This is a genomic window from Cellulosimicrobium sp. BMG9.23 (assembly GCF_059159985.1).
In genome coordinates this window covers 295,817-314,217 of the sequence record NZ_JBZGBZ010000007.1, presented here as the reverse complement: position 1 = coordinate 314,217, position 18,401 = coordinate 295,817, and the positions used below count along the sequence as shown (strand labels likewise).

Genomic DNA, 18,401 nt, shown 5'->3' with positions numbered 1-18,401 from the left:
AGGGAAGCGCACGGCGGGCTAGAGTTGTCCGTCTGTCCGACCCCGCGGTTGGAGCGGCCGGGTCTCCGCGCAGAGCGCGTGACGACCGGGTCCGGGCTGGAAACCCCATGATCTCCCCTCCCGCCGCAGAAGGTCGCCCCATGTCCTCACGCCCTGCCCCGGCACGCCTCGACGAGCCCGCCTCCGACTCCGGACGGACGCACGCGCCCGCTGTCGCGACCACTCCGACGATGCCGCCCGCCGACGGCCCGCCCGACCGTTCGGCCAGGCGGTGGTGGGTCCTCGTCGTCCTCGCCGCGACGCAGCTCCTCGTCGTCCTCGACGGGACGATCGTCAGCATCGCGCTCCCGCAGGCGCAGGCCGAGCTCGGCCTCTCCGACTCCCAGCGCCAGTGGGTCGTCACGGCGTACGCGCTCGCGTTCGGCGCGCTCCTCCTGCTCGGCGGCCGGATCGCCGACTACTGGGGCCGCAAGCGCACCTTCCTGCTCGGCATGGTCGGGTTCGGCGTCGCGTCGCTGCTGGCCGGCTTCGCACGCGACGGCGTCGAGCTGATCGCCGCGCGCGGGCTCCAGGGCGCGTTCGCGGCGCTGCTCGCCCCGGCCGCGCTCGCGCTGCTCACCGTCTCCTTCCCGAGCGGCAAGGAGCGCAACACGGCGTTCGCCGTCTTCGGCGCGATCGCGGGTGTCGGCGCCGCCGTCGGGCTCGTGCTCGGGGGTGCGCTCACCGAGCTCGCGGACTGGCGCTGGTGCCTGTGGGTCAACGTCCCCGTCGTGGTCGTCGCCTTCGTGGCCGGCAAGCTCCTGGTGGCGGAGAGCCGGGCAGAGGGAGACAACCGCTACGACGTGCTCGGGACGATCGTCGTCGTGCTCGGGCTCGGCGCGCTCGTCTACGGCCTCACGCTCGCGGAGCACAGCTGGACCGCGCCGGAAACCGTCGCGTGCCTCGTCGGCGGTGTCGCGCTGCTCGCCCTCTTCGTCCTGGTCGAGTCGCGCGTGGCCCAGCCGCTGCTCCCGCTGCGCATCGTGCGCGACCGCGTCCGGGCGGGGGCCTTCCTCCTCCAGGCGATCGTGGGCACGCTCATGATCGGCGCCCTGCTCTACCTGTCGTTCCACCTGCAGGTCGTCATGGGTCTCCCGCCGCTGCGCGCGGGCCTGGGCTCCGTGCCGATGACGCTCGTCATCCTGGTCCTCGCGCCGGTCGTCACCGCGGTCCTGCTGCCTCGCGTCGGCCCGCGACCGCTCATGATCGCCGGCCCGCTCGTCGCCGCGGCAGGTCTGCTCCTGCTCAGCCGGGTCACCGTCGACGGCTCCTACGCCGCGGAGATCCTGCCGTCGCAGCTCGTGCTCGGCGTCGGCCTCGCGCTCGTCCTCGTCCCGCTCCAGAACGTCGCGCTCGCGGGCGTCGCCCCGCACGACGCCGGCGCCGCGAGCGCGACCGTCAACGCGGCGATGCAGATCGGCGGCTCGATCGGCCTCTCGGTCTTCACGACGATCTACGCGAGCGCCCTGCCGACGGCGGGCGCCCCCACCCCGGCGGACCTCGTCGACGGCTACTCGGCGGTCTTCGTCGCCGCAGCGATCACGATGGCGCTCGGCGCGGTCCTCGCGTTTGCCCTGGTTCGCGGCCCGAAGGACCGCCTCCTCCCGACCGGCGACCACCAGCCCGCACACCTCGGCTGAGCCACCGGCTGAGGTCCGCCCACCCGACCCTCGACACGTGGTGACGTGCAAAAGGTCGGGTGGGGTGGGGGCGCCGGTCGTGGCGGGTCTGGCGGGAGCGGGCGAGGAACGAGCCCGCGGATGGTAGACCGGCGCCCCCACCCCACCCGGCCACCCAGGGTCAGGCAGAGACGTTCTCGACGGAAGGTCAGCCCTGCGGCGGACGCGTCATCGACAGCACGTCCAGCGCCTCGTCGAGCTGCGCCTCGGTGACCTCGCCGCGCTCGACGAAGCCGAGGTCGACGACGGCCTGACGCACGGTGAGGCCCTCCTTCACGGAGTGCTTCGCGACCTTCGCCGCGGCCTCGTACCCGATGACGCGGTTGAGCGGCGTGACGATCGAGGGCGACGACTCGGCGAACGCGCGCGCCTTCTCGACGTTGGCGGTGATGCCCACGACGGTCCGGTCAGCGAGGACCCGGGACGCGTTCGCGAGGAGACGGACCGACTCGAGGACGCCCTGCGCGATGACGGGGATCTGCACGTTGAGCTCGAAGCTGCCCGACGCCCCGGCCCACGCGACGGTCGCGTCGTTGCCGATCACGCGCGCCGCGACCATGAGCACGGCCTCGGGGACGACGGGGTTGACCTTGCCCGGCATGATCGAGCTGCCCGGCTGCAGGTCGGGGATGAAGATCTCGCCGAGGCCTGTGTTGGGGCCGGAGCCCATCCAGCGCAGGTCGTTGCAGATCTTCGTGAGCGACACGGCGATCGTGCGCAGCGCGCCCGACAGCTCGACGAGCCCGTCGCGCGCGGACTGGGCCTCGAAGTGGTCGCGCGCCTCGGTGAGCGGCAGGCCGGTGTCCTCGACGAGCAGGGCGATGACGCGCTGCGGGAACCCGGCCGGCGTGTTGATGCCCGTGCCGACGGCGGTGCCGCCGAGCGGGACCTCCGCGGCGCGGGGGAGCGCCGCCTGGAGCCGCTCGATCCCGTACCGGACCGCCGCGGCGTACCCGCCGAACTCCTGGCCGAGCGTCACGGGCGTCGCGTCCATGAGGTGCGTGCGGCCCGACTTGACCACCGTCGCGAACTCGGTGGCCTTCGCCCCGAGCTCGCCCGCGAGGTGCTCGAGCGCGGGGACGAGGTCGCGCACGACGCCCGCCGTCGCGGCGACGTGCACCGACGTCGGGAAGACGTCGTTGGACGACTGCGACGCGTTGACGTGGTCGTTCGGGTGGACGTCGCGCCCGAGCGAGCGCGTCGCGAGCGTCGCGAGGACCTCGTTGGTGTTCATGTTCGACGACGTCCCGGAGCCGGTCTGGAAGACGTCGACGGGGAAGTGCTCGTCGTGGGCGCCGGAGGCCACCTCGTCGGCGGCGGCGACGATCGCGGCGGCGACGTCCTCGTCGAGGACGCCGAGCTCGGCGTTCGCACGCGCCGCGGCCTTCTTGACGCGGGCGAGCGCCTCGATGTGCCCTCGCTCGAGGGGGGTCCCGGAGATGGGGAAGTTCTCCACCGCGCGCTGGGTCTGCGCGCGGTAGAGGGCGCGCGCGGGGACGCGCACCTCGCCCATCGTGTCGTGCTCGATGCGGTACGCGGTCGTGGCGTCGCCGGCGACGCCGCCGAGGGCCTCGGGGGATGCAGTCATGGGACCATCCTGCCGCACCGCGCGGACCGGGCCGACGGCGGTCAGGCGTCGGGGTGCGGCACCTCGCCGACGTCGCCCACGACGTCCACGAGGCGCGCGCGACCCTCCGTGAAGTCGTACTCCACGCCGACGATCGCGCAGCGGCCCTCGGCGACGGCGGCAGCCAGCCCGGCCGAGTAGGAGTGCAGCATGTCGACCGTGTTGCGCACGTGCTCGCGGCGCAGGACGTCGGGGTCGATGCTCTCCAGGGAGCCGCCGCCCGCGCTCGTGATCTTGGCGATCGACGGGATGACCCGGTCGACGACGGCACGGACGAAGCCGTCGGCCTGCGCTCCCGTCGTGAGGGTGTTCACCGCGGCGGCCACCGCGCCGCACGAGTCGTGTCCGAGGACCACGACGAGCGGCGCGGACAGGATGTCCACGCCGTACTCGATCGAGCCGAGCACCGTGGTGTCCACGACGTGCCCCGCCGTCCGCACGACGAACATGTCCCCGAGCCCCTGGTCGAAGACGATCTCCGCGGCGACACGGGAGTCGGAGCACCCGAACAGGACGGTGTGGGGGTGCTGCGCCGCGGACGTCTCGCGGCGTCGGTCGGCACCCTGCGAGGGGTGCAACGGCGCGTCGGCGACGAACCGGTCGTTGCCGGCCCGCAGCGTCGCCCACGCCTCGGCGGGGGTGAGGGATCGCTGGTCCACGGAGGTGCTCATGCGCCCATGATGGCGCACGACGACGACGCAGGTCGGGGGCGTTCACGTGGCGAGCAGCGATGCTCGGGTGTAGCCATGAGGTGGAGCCGGACCACAGCCCGACCTTGCGACGAAGGGACCCCCACGTGCGCCGACGCACCCGACCGCTCGCCGCCCTCACCGCCCTGGCGGTGCTCGCGCCGCTGGCGGCGTGCGGGCCCGGCGACGACGGGCCACCGGTCCTCACGTGGTACATCAACCCGGACGCCGGGGGCCAGGCCGAGATCGCGGCGTCGTGCACGGAGGAGGCCGACGGCGCCTACCGGATCGAGACGGAGCTGCTGCCGCGTGACGCGCCGGCGCAGCGCGAGCAGCTGGCCCGTCGCCTCGCCGCGAAGGACTCCTCCATCGATCTCATGAGCCTCGACCCGGTGTTCATCGCCGAGTTCGCGGAGGCCGATTTCCTCGCCCCGGTCCCCGACGACGTCGCCGACGCCACGACCCAGGACGTGGTGCAGGGCGCAGTCGACGCGTCCACGTGGAAGGACGAGCTCGTCGCGGTCCCGTTCTGGGCGAACACCCAGCTGCTCTGGTACCGCAAGTCCGTCGCGGAGGCGGCGGGGCTCGACATGGGCGGGCCGGTGACCTGGGACCAGATCATCGAGGCGGCGCAGGACCAGGACGCGCTGCTCGCCGTGCAGGGCGCGAAGACCGAGTCGCTCACGGTGTGGATCAACGCCCTCGTCGCCGGGGCGGGCGGCGAGATCCTCGAGAACCCGGAGGCGCCGCCGGAGGAGCTCCAGCTCGGGCTCGAGTCGGAGGCGGGGACGGAGGCGGCCCGGATCATGGGCGACATCGGGACGTCGGGCGTGGGCGGGCCGGGCCTGCCGAGCGCGGACGAGCCGGCGTCGCTGACGCTCTTCCAGGGGGACCGCGGGTCGTTCATGGTGAACTGGCCGTTCGTCTGGTCGTCGACCCAGGGCGCCGTCGAGGGCGGATCGCTCGACCAGGAGCTGCTCGACGACATCGGCTGGGCGCTGTACCCGCAGACGGTCGAGGGCGAGGACGCCCGGCCGCCGTACGGCGGGATCAGCCTCGGCGTCGGCGCGTTCGGCGCGCACCCCGACCTCGCGTACCAGGCGACGGAGTGCATCGTGAGTCCCGAGAACCAGGCGGAGTACTTCGTCACGAACGGCAACCCTGCCGCGAGCATCGAAGCCTACGAGGATCCCGAGGTGCAGGAGGCGTTCCCCATGTACGACGTCATCCGGGACTCGCTCGACCAGGCGGCCCCGCGGCCGCAGACGCCGTTCTACAACGAGGTGTCGACCGGGCTGCAGCAGACCTGGTATCCGCCGTCCGACGTCGACCCCGAGACGACGCCGCAGCAGTCCTCCGAGTTCATCACCGCCGTCCTGCGAGGGGAGCGACTGCTGTGAGCACCACCATCCCGGGAAGCGCGAGGGACGTCGAGATCGACGACGGGACCGGCGGAGAACGCGCGGCGAAGGCGGCGCGCAGCGACCGCAGCCGGGCCGAGGCGCGCCTCGGCTGGTACCTCGCCGGGCCGGCGTTCGTCGTCATGCTGGCGGTCACGCTCTACCCGATCCTCCAGGCCGTCTACGACTCCCTGTTCAACTACAAGCTCACGGCACCCGACGACCGGACGTTCGTCGGGCTGGCCAACTACGGGGTCATCCTGTCCGACTGGGTGTGGTGGCGCGACTTCCTGGTCACGTTCCTCATCATGGTCGTCTCCGTGGTCGTCGAGCTCGTCCTCGGCTTCGCCCTCGCGCTCGTCATGCACCGTGCGATCAAGCGCCTGCGCGGCCTGCTGCGCACGGCGATCCTCGTGCCGTACGGCATCATCACCGTCGTCTCGGCCTTCGCCTGGTTCTACGCCTTCGACATCACCTCGGGCTACGTGAACAGCTGGTTCTCGTGGGTACCGGGCATCGACAGCGACCTCAACTGGTTCGCGAACACAGGCACGAGCCTGTTCGTCATCATCGCGTCCGAGGTGTGGAAGACGACACCCTTCATCTCCCTGCTGCTCCTCGCCGGCCTTGCTCAGGTGCCGGGGGACCTCGAGGAAGCGGCGAAGGTCGACGGCGCCACGTCGTGGCAGCGCTTCACACGCGTCATCGTGCCGAACATGAAGGCGGCGATCATGGTCGCCGTGCTGTTCCGCGCGCTCGACGCGTTCCGCATCTTCGACAACGTGTTCATCATGACGAACGGCGCGAACAACACCGAGGTGCTCTCGCTGCTGGCCTACCGGACGTCGATCGGTCAGCTCCAGATCGGCATGGGCTCGGCCATCTCGGTGCTGCTCTTCCTGTGCGTGGTCGGGATCTGCTTCGTCGCGATCAAGCTCTTCAAGGTCGACCTCGCCGGCGCGAGAGGGGAGAAGTGATGGGCAGCGTGCTGAGCACCCGGGCCCGCGTCTGGTGGGCCGTCATCACCGTGGTCGTCCTCGTCGGGGCCCTGTTCCCGGTCGTGTCGATCTTCATGACGAGCTTCAAGTCGTCGGCGGAGATCAACTCCGGCACGTTCCTGCCGCCGACCTGGAGCACGGAGAACTACGAGCAGATCCTCGCTCCCGACGGCTCCGCGCAGGAACTCTTCCTGTCCGCGCTGCGCAACTCCATCGGCATCTCGCTCATCGCGACGGTGATCGCGGTCGTGCTCGCGACGCTTTGTGCGTACGCGATCGCGCGCCTGGACTTCCCGGGCAAGCGCCTCATCCTCACGACGGCGCTCGGCGTGTCGATCTTCCCCGTCGTCTCGATCGTCACGCCCCTGTTCAACCTGTGGCGCAACATCGGGCTCTACGACACGTGGATCGGCCTGATCATCCCGTACCTGTCGCTCACGCTCCCGATCTCCATCTGGACCCTGGCCGCCTTCTTCCGCCAGATCCCGTGGGAGCTCGAGCAGGCCGCGCAGGTCGACGGTGCGACGCAGTGGCAGGCGTTCCGCAAGGCGATCGTCCCGCTCGCCGCCCCCGGTGTCTTCACGACGGCACTCATCGCGTTCTTCATCGCGTGGAACGACTTCGTGTACGGCATCTCGCTCACCTCCACGAGCGCGGCCCGGCCGGTGCCCGCGGCGCTCGCGTTCTTCACGGGCGCGTCGTACTTCGAGGAGCCGACGGGCGCGATCTCCGCGGCCGCCGTCGTCGTGACGATCCCGGTCGTCGCCCTGGTGATCCTGTTCCAGCGGCAGATCGTCTCCGGCCTGACGCAGGGGGCTGTGAAGGGATGAGCATGCTCACGACAACCAACCCCGCCCACACCGAGGAGAGCTGATGGCGTCGATCACCCTCAAGGACATCGTCAAGCGCTACGGCGACGGGTTCCTCGCCGTGGACAAGGTGGACCTCGACATCGCCGACGGCGAGTTCGTCATCCTCGTCGGGCCGTCCGGGTCCGGGAAGTCCACGGTGCTCCGCATGATCGTGGGCCTCGAGGACATCACGGCGGGCGACCTCGAGATCGACGGCGTCCGGGTCAACGAGAAGGCCCCCCGCGAGCGCGACCTCGCGATGGTCTTCCAGAACTACGCGCTGTACCCGCACCTCACCGTCGCCGAGAACATCGCGTTCCCGCTGCGGCTCGCCAAGGGCAAGCACTCCGAGGAGGAGATCCGCGGCAAGGTCGAGCGGGCGGCGGACATGCTCGACCTGCGCGAGCACCTCGACCGCAAGCCGGCCAACCTCTCCGGCGGCCAGCGCCAGCGCGTCGCGATGGGCCGCGCGATCGTGCGCGACGCGAAGGCGTTCCTCTTCGACGAGCCGCTGTCCAACCTCGACGCGAAGCTCCGCGGCCAGACGCGGACGGAGATCGCGCGCCTGCAGCGGCGCCTCGGGACGACCACCGTCTACGTGACGCACGACCAGACCGAGGCCATGACGCTCGGCGACCGCGTCGCGGTGCTGCGTCGCGGGGTGCTGCAGCAGGTGGCGAGCCCGCGCGGCCTGTACGAGCAGCCGGTCAACCTGTTCGTCGCCGGCTTCATCGGGACGCCGCCGATGAACTTCATGCCGGGCGAGGTCTCGGACGGCAGGATCCGGCTGCCGTTCGGTGAGTTCGACCTGCCCGACAGCGTGCGCGACGCCGCGGGGGACCGCGAGCTGGTGATCGTCGGCCTGCGCCCGGAGCACTTCGAGGACGCACGGCTCGTCGACCCGTCCAAGAAGGACCGCGGCCACACCTTCGAGGCGCAGATCGACGTCACCGAGTGGCTCGGGGCCGAGCTCTACGCGTACGTCCCGTTCGAGATGCACGAGTCGGTCAAGGGCCAGCTCGACGAGCTCGACCGCGAGCTCGACGGCGAGGGCCAGCGCTCGCAGTTCGTCGTCGCGCTGGACTCGGCGTCGCGCGTGCGCGACGGCGACACGACCGACCTGTGGTTCGACCCGACGAAGATGATGGTCTTCGACCCCGAGACGGGCGAGAACCTCACCCGCGACGACTCCGAGGCCGAGCGCATCGAGCAGGAGAACGCCGAGGACCGCAAGCGGTCGCTCGAGCGCGCGCAGAAGCAGGAGGCGCAGGTCTGACCCGCGCCTCGCGCCACGCGCCTCGCTCGGCCCGCAGGGTCAGGCGGGGGACAGTTCCGCGCGCCGCGGCGGGTTCGCGCCTGCGCGCGAGACCGTGATCGCGGCGACCGCGACGCAGCGCTCGAGCAGCCCGGCCAGGGTGGTGCTGTCGATCGCGCGCAACGCCTCTCGGCGGTCCGCGCCGAGCAGGTCCGCGTCCCAGAGACCGTCGATCAGGGCCCCCATGAAGGAGTCGCCGGCCCCGACGGTGTCCACGACGTCGACCCGCGGTGCCGTGACCCGCTGCTCGCCCGCCGCCGAGACCGCGACCGCGCCCTCGCCGCCGAGCGTCACGACCACCACCGCCGGGCCGAGGGCGAGCCAGTCCCGGGCGACGGTGAGGGGATCCGTGCCGGGAGCGAGCCAGGCGAGGTCCTCGTCGCTGACCTTGACGACGTCGGCGAGCGCGACGAGCGCCTCGATGCGTAGCCGCGCCTCGGCCGGGTCTCCCATGAGGGCGGGCCGGGCATTCGGGTCGTACGTGACGGTGGCCGTCGAGCGCGCCGAGGCGACGAGCTCGCGGACCGCGGTCGCGCCGGGCTCGAGCACCGCGGCGATCGAGCCGGTGTGCACGGCGAGCGTGCCCGCGTCGACGGTCGTGCCCGGCGGCACCTGCCACTCGAGGTCGAAGTCGTAGGTCGCCGCCCCGTGCGCGTCGAGGTAGGCCGTCGCGACGCTGGTCCGCTCCGCAGCCGCGCTGCCCGGCGCGAGGGTCACGCCGGACTCGCCGAGCCAGTCCTGCACCGCCGTGCCGTGCGCATCGTCGCCGATCCACGTGACGAGGCGCGCCTCGCGGCCCAGGCGTCCGAGCGTGAGCGCGACGTTGGCCAGGCTGCCGCCCGGCAGCTCGTCGACGCTGCCGTCCGCACGGTGCACCACGTCGATGAGCGCCTCGCCCACGGCGAGCACGTGCCCGCCGTGCTGGACGGTCGCGCCGGTCACGCCGGTCACGCCGGACGTGGTCGCGCCCGCCCCGGGCGGGTTGGTGGAGGTCGGGCTGCCCGGCGAGGTGTGCTCCGGCGTCGCGCTCATCGGTCTCCTCCGGAGGTGCGGTCGGTGACGACGCCGGACGCGTCGTCGGGGGCGTCGGTCGGCGCGTCGTCGCGGGCGCGCGCGGCGTCGAGCCGGGCGCGCGCGCCGTCGAGCCACTGCTGGCACCGGGCGGCGAGGGCCTCGCCGCGCTCCCAGAGCGCGAGCGAGTCCTCGAGCGGCTCGCCCCCGGCCTCGAGGCGCGAGACGACCTGGACGAGCTCGTCCCGCGCCTCCTCGTACGTGAGCCCGGAGACGTCCTGACTGACAGCGTTGTCGGAATCGGTCACGGCGCTAGTGAACCCCATCTGTGCGGTGTCGTGGTCCTGGTCCGCCCGGTGGGCGGTGGTTGAAGCGTGGATCGGGCGCGGCATGCCCGGCTGGACGGCGTCCGTGTCCGGCCGGACGACCTGGCGCGTCTCATGTCGCGGCCTCGCGGCCGGTCCGCAGCACCTGCGAGGCGAGCTCGCCGTGGGCGAGCCGCACGCGCAGCTCGTCCCCGACCGCGGTGTCGGTGGGGGAGCGCACCACGTGGCCGTCGCCCCGCTGAACGACGGCGTACCCCCGCTCGAGCGTCGACGCGGGCGAGAGCGCGCGCACCTGGCCCTCGAGCCGGCCGACCTCTCCCGCGGCGCGCACGAGCCGGGTGTCCAGCGCGCGGCGCCCGCGCTCGCGAAGGGCGGCGACCCTCTCCGACCGGTCGACGAGCATGACCTCGGGCGACGCGAGCACGGGGCGCGAGCGCACGGCGTCGAGCCCCGCCTGCTCGCGCGCGACGCGACCCTCGATCGCGGCGTGGATCCGTGCCCGTGCCTGTCCGACCCGCGCGCGCTCCTCGGACACGTCCGGGACGATGCGCTTCGCGGCGTCGGTCGGCGTGGAGGCCCGGTAGTCGGCGACGAGGTCGAGCAGCGGGGCGTCGGTCTCGTGGCCGATCGCGCTGACCAGGGGCGTCCGGCAGGCCGCCGCCGTGCGGACGAGCGTCTCGTTGGAGAACGGGAGCAGGTCCTCGACCGACCCACCGCCGCGCGCGACGACGATCACGTCGACCTCCGGCCGTGCGTCGAGCTCGCGGATCGCGTCGCCGACCTGCTGCACGGCGTGGGCGCCCTGGACCGCGACCTCGCGGATCTCGAACCGTACCTGCGGCCAGCGCTCGCGCGCGTTGACGACGACGTCGTGCTCGGCCTTCGACTCGCGCCCGCACACGAGGCCCACCACGCCGGGCAGGAACGGGAGCGGGACCTTGCGCGCGGCGTCGAACAGGCCCTCCGCCGCGAGGACGCGCCGCAGGTGCTCGATCCGCGCGAGCAGCTCGCCCACGCCCACGGGCCGGATCTCGCGCGCCTGGAGCTGCAGCGTCCCGCGCCGCGACCAGAACACCGGCTTCGCGTGCACGACGACGTGCGCCCCCTCCTCGACGGGCTTCCCGTCGAGGACGCGCACGGCCGCCGAGACGGGCAGCGACATGTCCTGGTCCGTGTCGCGCAGCGTGAGGAACGCCGTCGAGGTGCCGGGACGCCGGTTGAGCTGGACGACCTGGCCCTCGACCCACACGGGGGCCATGCGGTCGACGTACTGCTCGATCTTGCGCGCGAGGAGGCGGACCGGCCACGGGCGCTCCGCGCTCGTGTCGAGCGCCCGGGCGGGGAGCTCGTGCCACGCCGCGGCGCGGGGCGCACCCGGCGACGGGGCGTCGTCGGAGAGCGGGAGCGAGGCGACCATGGGTCCAGCCTGCCGCATGCCACCGACGCGGTGCTTCGTGCGGTGCGCGGTCGGGGCACGGGAGGGCGGCGTGTGGCGGTCCTGTGCAGGGCAGGGGCAGCCTCGGCGCACCGCCCGCCACAGCCCCGGGCGGACACCGGGTGGTCACCTAGACTGGCGGGCGTGAGCACCACCCCGTCCACCTCGCGCACCACGGCGTCCAGTACGCCGTCCGCCTCCGCGACCGCCCCTGCCCCCGCGATGCCGGCCAGCGCCGCGTCCGCTCCGGGGAAGCGCGTGCTGCTGGCCGCGCCCCGCGGCTACTGCGCGGGCGTCGACCGCGCCGTCGTCGCGGTGGAGAAGGCGCTCGAGCACTACGGCGCGCCGGTGTACGTGCGCAAGGAGATCGTCCACAACAAGTTCGTGGTCGAGACGCTGAGCGAGCGCGGCGCGGTCTTCGTGGACGAGACCGACGAGGTGCCCGAGGGCGCGCGCGTCGTGTTCTCCGCGCACGGCGTCTCGCCCGCCGTCAAGGAGGCCGCGGCGGCCCGCAACCTCGACACGATCGACGCGACGTGCCCCCTCGTGACGAAGGTGCACAAGGAGGCCGTGCGGTTCGCGAAGGACGACTACGACATCCTCCTCATCGGGCACGACGGCCACGAGGAGGTCGAGGGGACCGCCGGCGAGGCCCCCGACCACGTCCAGGTCGTCAACTCGCCCGACGCCGTGGACGACGTCGTCGTCCGCGACCCGTCCAAGGTCGTGTGGATCTCGCAGACCACGCTCTCGGTCGACGAGACGATGGAGACGGTGCGGCGCCTGCGAGAGAAGTTCCCGACGCTCCAGGACCCGCCGAGCGACGACATCTGCTACGCGACGCAGAACCGCCAGGTCGCCGTGAAGAAGCTCGCGCCGGACGCGGACGTCGTCATCGTCGTCGGCTCGGCGAACTCGTCGAACTCCGTGCGGCTGGTCGAGGTCGCGCTCCAGGCGGGCGCTCGTGCCTCCTACCGCGTGGACCGCGCCCGGGAGATCGACGAGGCCTGGCTCGAGGGGGCGACCTCCGTCGGCGTGACGTCCGGCGCCTCGGTCCCCGAGATCCTGGTCGACGACGTGCTCGCGTTCCTCGCCGAGCGCGGGTTCGGCGAGGTCCAGGAGGTCCGGACGGCGACCGAGGACCTCATGTTCTCGCTGCCGCGCGAGCTGCGGTCCGACCTCGGTGCCACCGGTCCCGGCGCCCGTCCGGGCCGCGGCGGGCGACGCTCGCTGTCCGTCCAGCCGGTCTGAGGTTCCGGCGCCGACGGCTCAGGCGAACGCCTGACGCGCGCCGTCCTCGTCGTCGTCGCTTGGGCGGTCGTCGATCGCGACCACCGCGTCGGACGCCGCCGCCACGAGCTCGGGCTGGGTCACCGGCCGCGGCACGTCGTCCACCACGCGCACCTGACCGATCCGCTCCGACTCGTCGACCACGTTCAGGTCGACCAGGCGCCGGGCCTGGGGGAGCACGCGCGTCTCGAGCGACCCGACGAACACGTTGAAGTCCTTCGTCGCGGCGCTCAGCGATCGGCCCAGCTTGGTCACGTGCCGCGCCGTGGTGACGAGCCGTGAGTGCAGCTCCTTCCCCGCGCGCAGCACCTCGTGCGCGTTGTCGGTCACGGCGTCCTGCTGCCACGCGTACGCGACCGTCCGCAGGAGCGCCATGAGCGTCATGGGCGTCGCGACGATGACGTTGCGCCGCATGGCGTACTCGAGGAGGTCGCCGCGCCGCTCGACGGCGGCGGCCAGGAACGGCTCCGCCGGGACGAACATCACGACGAACTCCGGTGCCGGGCTGAACTGCGACCAGTAGCGCTTCGACGCGAGGTCGTCGACGTGCTTGACCATGTGCCGCACGTGCGCGTCGAGCCGTGTCTCGCGCACCGCGGGGTCCGTGGCCTGCTGCGCCTCGAGGTAGCCGAGGAACGCGACCTTCGAGTCGACGACGACGTTCTTCCCGCCGGCGAGATGCACCACCATGTCGGGCCGCAGCGCGCCGTCCTCCGTCTCGACGTGCGCCTGCTCGGTGAAGTCGACGCGCGACAGCATCCCCGCCGCCTCGACGACGCGCCGCAGCTGGAGCTCCCCCCAGGCACCGCGCGTCTGGGACGAGCGCAGCGCGGTGACGAGGTCCTGGGTCCCGCTGCGCAGGTCCGCGCTCGCCTGGGAGAGCTGGCGCAGGTGCTCCGTCAGGGCTGCGTGGCCCGCGGCCCGCGCCTGCTCCGCCGTGGCGACCTCGGTGCGCATCCGCTCGAGGGAGCGCGCGAGCGGCTCGACGAGCGTGCGGACCGCCTCCTCCCGCTTGGCGAGCTCGGCGACCCCCGACTCGTGGCTGCGGCGCAGCCGCTCCTCCGCGTGGACGAGGAACTGCTCCGACGTCGCGGCGAGCGCGCGCCGCGACAGCGACTCGAACTGCGCCTCGAGCCGCCGGTGATCGCCCTGGACCTCGTTCACGCGGCGCTCCGCCGCGCGCTGGAGCTCCGTGACCTGCTGCTCGTGCGACGCCTGCGCGAGATCGAGGCGCTCGTCCGCGCTGCGCTGGGCCGCCGCGAGCTGGCGCACGAACGCCTCGCGCTCCGCGGCGACCTGGCGCTCGAACCCCGAGCGCTCCGCGTCCAGGCGCTCCGCGAGTCCGGCCCCGCGCGCCGCCTCCTGCTGCGCCTGACCGAGGAGCGCGGTGAGACGACGGACCTCGGCGGCGGCGCCGTCGGGCGACGTGCGGCGCACGACGAGCACGAGCACCGCACCGACGACGAGCCCGAGCACGAGGCCGACGGCGAACAGGAGCGTGGGCGAGTCCATGGCCGCACCCTCCCACGCGGCACCGACACGGGCGGTGCTCGCCGTGCTCGGCGAGCCGACGGGCATCTCGTGACAAAGCGCACGGAGTCGAGGCACCGGTCTCGGCTAGGTTGACGGGCATGGTCGATCCGATGCATGAACCACCTGCCGCCCCCGGCGCACCGGCTCCGACTGCGCGCCCGGTCGCCCCGCCCGCCGGCCCGGTCGAGCCGCCCGCGGCGCAGGTCCCCGGCCACGCGCCGGGCCAGGCGCCCGCCGTGCCCCCGGACCCGTCCGCGGCGCTCTCCCTGCGCGGGCTGTGGAAGCGGTTCGGCGAGAAGATCGCCGTCGCGGGCATCGACCTCGACGTCCCTGCGGGCTCGTTCTACGGGCTCGTCGGGCCGAACGGCGCGGGCAAGACGACCACGCTGTCCATGGGCACGGGACTGCTGCGCCCGGACTTCGGCAGCGCGCACGTCCACGGCACCGACATCTGGGCCGACCCCGTCGCGGGCAAGCGCCAGCTCGGCATCCTGCCCGACGGCGTGCGGCTCTTCGACCGCCTCACGGGCGCCCAGCTCATCACCTACGCGGGCCTGCTGCGCGGCATGGACCGCGACACCGTGGCCGAGCGCACGACCGACCTCCTCGCGACGCTCGACCTCGCGCAGGACGCGAACACGTTCGTCGTCGACTACTCGGCCGGCATGACGAAGAAGGTCGCGCTCGCGACGGCCCTCATCCACGCGCCGCGTGTGCTCGTCCTCGACGAGCCGTTCGAGGCGGTCGACCCCGTGTCCGCGGCGAACATCCGCGACATCCTCGCGGGCTACGTCGCGAGCGGCGGCACGGTCGTCGTGTCGTCGCACGTGATGGACCTCGTGCAGCGCATGTGCGACCACGTCGCCGTCGTCGCGGGCGGGCACGTGCTCGCGGCCGGGACCGTCGACGAGGTGCGTGGCGAGCAGAGCCTCGAGGACCGCTTCGTCGAGCTCGTCGGCGGCCGTCAGACCTCGGAGGGGCTCGCATGGTTGCGCAGTTCGTAAGGCTCAAGCTCACGCTGTTGGCCAACGCCTTCCGGCGGAGCACGTGGCAGACGATCGGGTTCGTGCTGGGGTCGCTCTACGGGCTGTTCGTCGTGGGGATGGTCGTCGTCGGGATGGTCGCGCTCGGCACGAACGACCCGGAGCTCGCGGGCGCGGTGGCGATCCTCCTGGGCACGCTGGTCGTGCTCGGGTGGTGGATCGTGCCGCTCTTCGCGTTCGGCGTCGACGCGACGCTCGACCCCCAGCGGTTCGTCCTGTTCGGCATCCCGCAGCGCCGGCTGCTCGCCGGTCTCGCGGTCGCGGGCGTCGTGTCGATCCCCGGCATCGCGACGACGCTCTCCGCCCTCGGCGTCTCGCTCGCGTGGTGGCGCTCGCCGCTCGCGCTGCTGGCCGCGCTCGTCGGTGCGGTGCTCGCGGTCGCGCTGTGCGTCGTCGGCTCCCGGGCCACGACGACGGCCCTCGCGCCGCTGCTCGAGTCCCGCCGGTACCGCGAGGTCGTGACGATCGCGGCCTTCGTGCCGCTCGTGCTCGTCGGTCCGGCGTTCGGCTGGTTCGCCTCGCAGATGGGCGAGGGTCCGGTCGACGGCGACGCCGTGCGCGACCTCGTCGCCCGTCTCGCCGACGTCGCGGCCTGGACGCCGTTCGGCGCCCCGTGGGGACTGGCCGCGGCGGTGCACGACGGCGCGTGGGGCCTCGCGCTCGCCCGCCTCGCCGTGACCGTGGCGACCCTCGCGGTCGCGTGGGTCGTGTGGGACCGCTCGCTCGCGCGGGCCCTCGTCACCCCGCCGACGTCGGGCGCCGGCGGGAAGGCCAAGGGGCTCGGCTTCTTCTCGCGGTTCCCGGCGACGCCGACCGGCGCGGTGGCCGCGCGCACGACCACGTACTGGCTGCGCGACCCGCGCTACTCGGGCTCGATCGCGGTCGTCCCGCTCATCCCGGTCGTGCTCCTCGTCCTCGGCGGGGGCTCGGGCTCGGACGTCTTCCTCATCCTGGGCCCGATCACCGCGTGGATCCTCGGGTTCGCGATCTCCGCGGACATCGCCTACGACCACACCGCGTTCGCGCTGCACGTGTCGACCGGGGTGAGCGGCCGCGCGGACCGGTGGGGCCGCGCGATCCCGGTCCTCGTGGGCGGTACCCCGGTGACCGTGCTGTTCGTCCTCGTCTCGGTGTGGGTCGCCGGCCGGTGGGACGCGCTCCCGGCCCTGCTCGGCCTGACGCTCGGGACCCTGCTCGTCTCGGCCGGGGTGTCGAGCGCGTCGTCGGCGCGGCTGCTCTACCCCGTGCCGAAGCCGGGGGACAGTCCGTTCAAGTCCCCGCAGGGGGCCGCGATGGCGACCCTCGTCGCGCAGACGGTCGCCATGGTGGTCACCCTGGCGCTGACGCTGCCGTTCCTCGTTCCCGGGGTCATCGCCGTCCTCCTGCCCCAGGCGGTGCTCGGCTGGGTGACGCTCGTGGTCGGGCTCGCGGTCGGGGTGCTCGTGCTCGTGCTCGGCGTGCGGTGGGGCGCGAAGGTCTACGACCGGCGAGCGCCCGAGCTGCTCCAGCGCGTCCTGTCGTACGCCTGACGGCCCGGTGCCTCGGCTCCTCCCTGAGGGTGCCGCGGCACCTCACCCGTAGGATGGTGGCCCGTGGCTCTCACTATCGGCATCGTCGGCCTGCCCAACGTCGGCAAGTCCACCCTCTTCAACGCCCTGACGCGCAACCAGGTCCTCGCGGCGAACTACCCGTTCGCGACGATCGACCCGAACGTCGGCGTCGTCCCGCTCCCGGACCCGCGGCTCGACACGCTCGCGGAGATCTTCGGCAGCCAGAAGATCCTTCCGGCGACCGTGTCGTTCGTCGACATCGCGGGGATCGTCAAGGGCGCGAGCGAGGGCGAGGGCCTCGGCAACAAGTTCCTCGCGAACATCCGCGAGGCGGACGCGATCTGCCAGGTGACCCGCGTGTTCTCCGACCCGGACGTCGTGCGCGTGGACGGGTCCGTCGACGCCGAGGGTGACATGGAGACCATCAGCACCGAGCTGATCCTCGCCGACCTCCAGACGCTCGAGAAGTCGCTCCCGCGCCTCGAGAAGGAGGCCAAGATCAAGAAGGGCGACCCGGCGCTCGTCGACGCCGGGAAGAAGGCCCAGCAGATCCTCGAGGCCGGCCGCACCCTGTACCAGGGCGCCGCGGACGCGGGACTCGACCTCGCCGACGTCGCGAGCTTCCAGCTCCTCACCGCGAAGCCGTTCATCTTCGTCTTCAACACGGACGACGCCGGCCTCGCCGACACCGCGATGCAGGACCGGCTCCGCGCCCTCGTCGCCCCCGCGCAGGCGATCTTCCTCGACGCGAAGTTCGAGTCCGAGCTCGTCGAGCTCGAGCCCGACGAGGCGAAGGAGATGCTCGCGGAGTCGGGCGTGGACGAGCCCGGGCTGGACCAGCTCGCGCGCGTCGGCTTCGGCACCCTCGGGCTGCAGACGTACCTCACCGCCGGGCCCAAGGAGTCGCGCGCGTGGACCATCCGCACGGGCTGGACCGCCCCGCAGGCGGCGGGAGTCATCCACACGGACTTCGAGCGCGGCTTCATCAAGGCCGAGGTCGTCTCGTTCCACGACCTCGTCGAGGCCGGGTCGGTCCAGGCGGCGCGCGCGGCGGGCAAGGCGCGCATCGAGGGCAAGGACTACGTCATGGCCGACGGCGACGTCGTGGAGTTCAGGTTCAATGTCTAGCTCCAGATCAGCCTCAGCCGCGGAGAACGTGCATAATCGCCGGCATGGGTGGAGCCCGTGGAGACCGGCTGTGGCCGGGTGACGCCGAGTACGTCCTGCCCGATCCGCAGCTTCGTGCCTACGACCATGGAGTCGGCACGCTGACGATCGACGGCGTCGTGAAAGGTCATCTCGCCAGCGTTGTCGGCGAGATCAAGTTCCCGTCTACTTCACCATGGTTGTGGTTCGTCATTGTCTGGACCGACGGAACCAAGGAACGCTCCTTCGAGGACTACGGACCTGGCTGGTACACCGTTCGCGAGCTGGAAGCCGGCGTGCTCGACCACTTCGGGCCAAGCATCCGACGGGAGCGCCGAGGCCTCTTCGGCAGGCGGGTCCGCTACACCCGGACTGGTCCCCGGTGGGTCTTCGAGTTCGCCTGGCTGCCGAGAGTCGAGGCGACGGCAAGGTGGCGAGAGATAGGCCTGGCCGACTCGGACTTCTGACG

The 18,401-nt window shown here is 72.7% G+C and carries 16 protein-coding genes; 10 read left to right on the top strand and 6 right to left on the bottom strand.

The genetic code is table 11. The features are described from left to right. Positions 1-140: 140 nt before the first annotated feature. Positions 141-1,679, top strand: coding sequence for an MFS transporter (locus AC4H2G_RS14350; RefSeq protein WP_494366395.1), 1,539 nt, complete (start codon positions 141-143; stop codon positions 1,677-1,679). 187 nt (positions 1,680-1,866) lie between these two features. Here AC4H2G_RS14350 and AC4H2G_RS14345 read toward each other — a convergent pair whose 3' ends face one another. Then, the gene (locus tag AC4H2G_RS14345) at positions 1,867-3,306 is read right to left on the bottom strand and encodes a class II fumarate hydratase (RefSeq protein WP_494366394.1); all 1,440 of its coding nucleotides are present in this window, start codon (positions 3,304-3,306) and stop codon (positions 1,867-1,869) included. 41 nt (positions 3,307-3,347) lie between these two features. Beyond that, the gene (locus tag AC4H2G_RS14340) at positions 3,348-4,016 is read right to left on the bottom strand and encodes a carbonic anhydrase (protein WP_494366393.1); all 669 of its coding nucleotides are present in this window, start codon (positions 4,014-4,016) and stop codon (positions 3,348-3,350) included. Between the two features lie 125 nt (positions 4,017-4,141). Between AC4H2G_RS14340 and AC4H2G_RS14335 the strand changes: the two genes are divergently transcribed. From AC4H2G_RS14335 to AC4H2G_RS14320, 4 genes are read left to right on the top strand one after another with little or no spacing between them, the layout of a single operon-like run. Beyond that, the gene (locus AC4H2G_RS14335) at positions 4,142-5,434 is read left to right on the top strand and encodes an extracellular solute-binding protein (RefSeq protein ID WP_494366392.1); all 1,293 of its coding nucleotides are present in this window, start codon (positions 4,142-4,144) and stop codon (positions 5,432-5,434) included. Between the two features lie 35 nt (positions 5,435-5,469). Then, the gene (locus tag AC4H2G_RS14330; RefSeq protein ID WP_494366466.1) at positions 5,470-6,411 is read left to right on the top strand and encodes a carbohydrate ABC transporter permease; all 942 of its coding nucleotides are present in this window, start codon (positions 5,470-5,472) and stop codon (positions 6,409-6,411) included. Further along, positions 6,411-7,262: a carbohydrate ABC transporter permease gene (locus AC4H2G_RS14325; RefSeq protein ID WP_494366391.1), complete on the top strand. Its 852-nt coding sequence runs from the start codon at positions 6,411-6,413 to the stop codon at positions 7,260-7,262. The genes AC4H2G_RS14330 and AC4H2G_RS14325 overlap by 1 nt, the downstream gene beginning before the upstream one ends. Positions 7,263-7,305: 43 nt before the next feature. Beyond that, on the top strand, positions 7,306-8,559 hold the full coding sequence (locus AC4H2G_RS14320) for an ABC transporter ATP-binding protein (protein ID WP_494366390.1): 1,254 nt from the start codon (positions 7,306-7,308) through the stop codon (positions 8,557-8,559). A 39-nt stretch (positions 8,560-8,598) separates the two neighbouring features. Here the strand turns inward: AC4H2G_RS14320 and AC4H2G_RS14315 are convergent, their stop codons facing one another. The 3 genes from AC4H2G_RS14315 to xseA all read right to left on the bottom strand — a co-directional run bounded on the left by AC4H2G_RS14315 (position 8,599) and on the right by xseA (position 11,352). Next, positions 8,599-9,630, bottom strand: a complete 1,032-nt coding sequence (locus AC4H2G_RS14315) for a carbohydrate kinase family protein (protein ID WP_494366389.1) — start codon at positions 9,628-9,630, stop codon at positions 8,599-8,601. Further along, positions 9,627-9,935, bottom strand: a complete 309-nt coding sequence (locus AC4H2G_RS14310) for an exodeoxyribonuclease VII small subunit (protein ID WP_494366388.1) — start codon at positions 9,933-9,935, stop codon at positions 9,627-9,629. The genes AC4H2G_RS14315 and AC4H2G_RS14310 overlap by 4 nt, the downstream gene beginning before the upstream one ends. 112 nt (positions 9,936-10,047) lie before the next feature. Further along, entirely contained in the window at positions 10,048-11,352 is a 1,305-nt protein-coding gene (gene xseA / locus AC4H2G_RS14305; RefSeq protein ID WP_494366387.1) for an exodeoxyribonuclease VII large subunit, read from the bottom strand. A 240-nt stretch (positions 11,353-11,592) separates the two neighbouring features. Between xseA and AC4H2G_RS14300 the strand changes: the two genes are divergently transcribed. Then, positions 11,593-12,621, top strand: coding sequence for a 4-hydroxy-3-methylbut-2-enyl diphosphate reductase (locus AC4H2G_RS14300; RefSeq protein ID WP_494366465.1), 1,029 nt, complete (start codon positions 11,593-11,595; stop codon positions 12,619-12,621). An 18-nt stretch (positions 12,622-12,639) separates the two neighbouring features. Here the strand turns inward: AC4H2G_RS14300 and AC4H2G_RS14295 are convergent, their stop codons facing one another. Beyond that, a complete protein-coding gene (locus AC4H2G_RS14295; RefSeq protein WP_494366386.1) occupies positions 12,640-14,172 on the bottom strand; it encodes a DNA recombination protein RmuC in 1,533 nt (510 codons plus the stop codon). Positions 14,173-14,303: 131 nt separating this feature from the next. On the opposite strand from AC4H2G_RS14295, the gene AC4H2G_RS14290 reads away from it, so the two are divergent. From AC4H2G_RS14290 to AC4H2G_RS14275, 4 genes are all read left to right on the top strand, one after another. Beyond that, entirely contained in the window at positions 14,304-15,197 is an 894-nt protein-coding gene (locus AC4H2G_RS14290; RefSeq protein WP_494366385.1) for an ABC transporter ATP-binding protein, read from the top strand. Further along, positions 15,179-16,765, top strand: a complete 1,587-nt coding sequence (locus tag AC4H2G_RS14285) for a hypothetical protein (protein WP_494366384.1) — start codon at positions 15,179-15,181, stop codon at positions 16,763-16,765. The genes AC4H2G_RS14290 and AC4H2G_RS14285 overlap by 19 nt, the downstream gene beginning before the upstream one ends. Before the next feature lie 63 nt (positions 16,766-16,828). Then, positions 16,829-17,914: a redox-regulated ATPase YchF gene (gene ychF / locus AC4H2G_RS14280; protein WP_494366383.1), complete on the top strand. Its 1,086-nt coding sequence runs from the start codon at positions 16,829-16,831 to the stop codon at positions 17,912-17,914. Between the two features lie 44 nt (positions 17,915-17,958). Next, positions 17,959-18,399 (top strand): hypothetical protein, encoded by a 441-nt coding sequence (locus tag AC4H2G_RS14275; RefSeq protein ID WP_494366382.1) that lies wholly within the window; start codon positions 17,959-17,961, stop codon positions 18,397-18,399. The last annotated feature ends 2 nt before the right edge of the window (positions 18,400-18,401 follow it).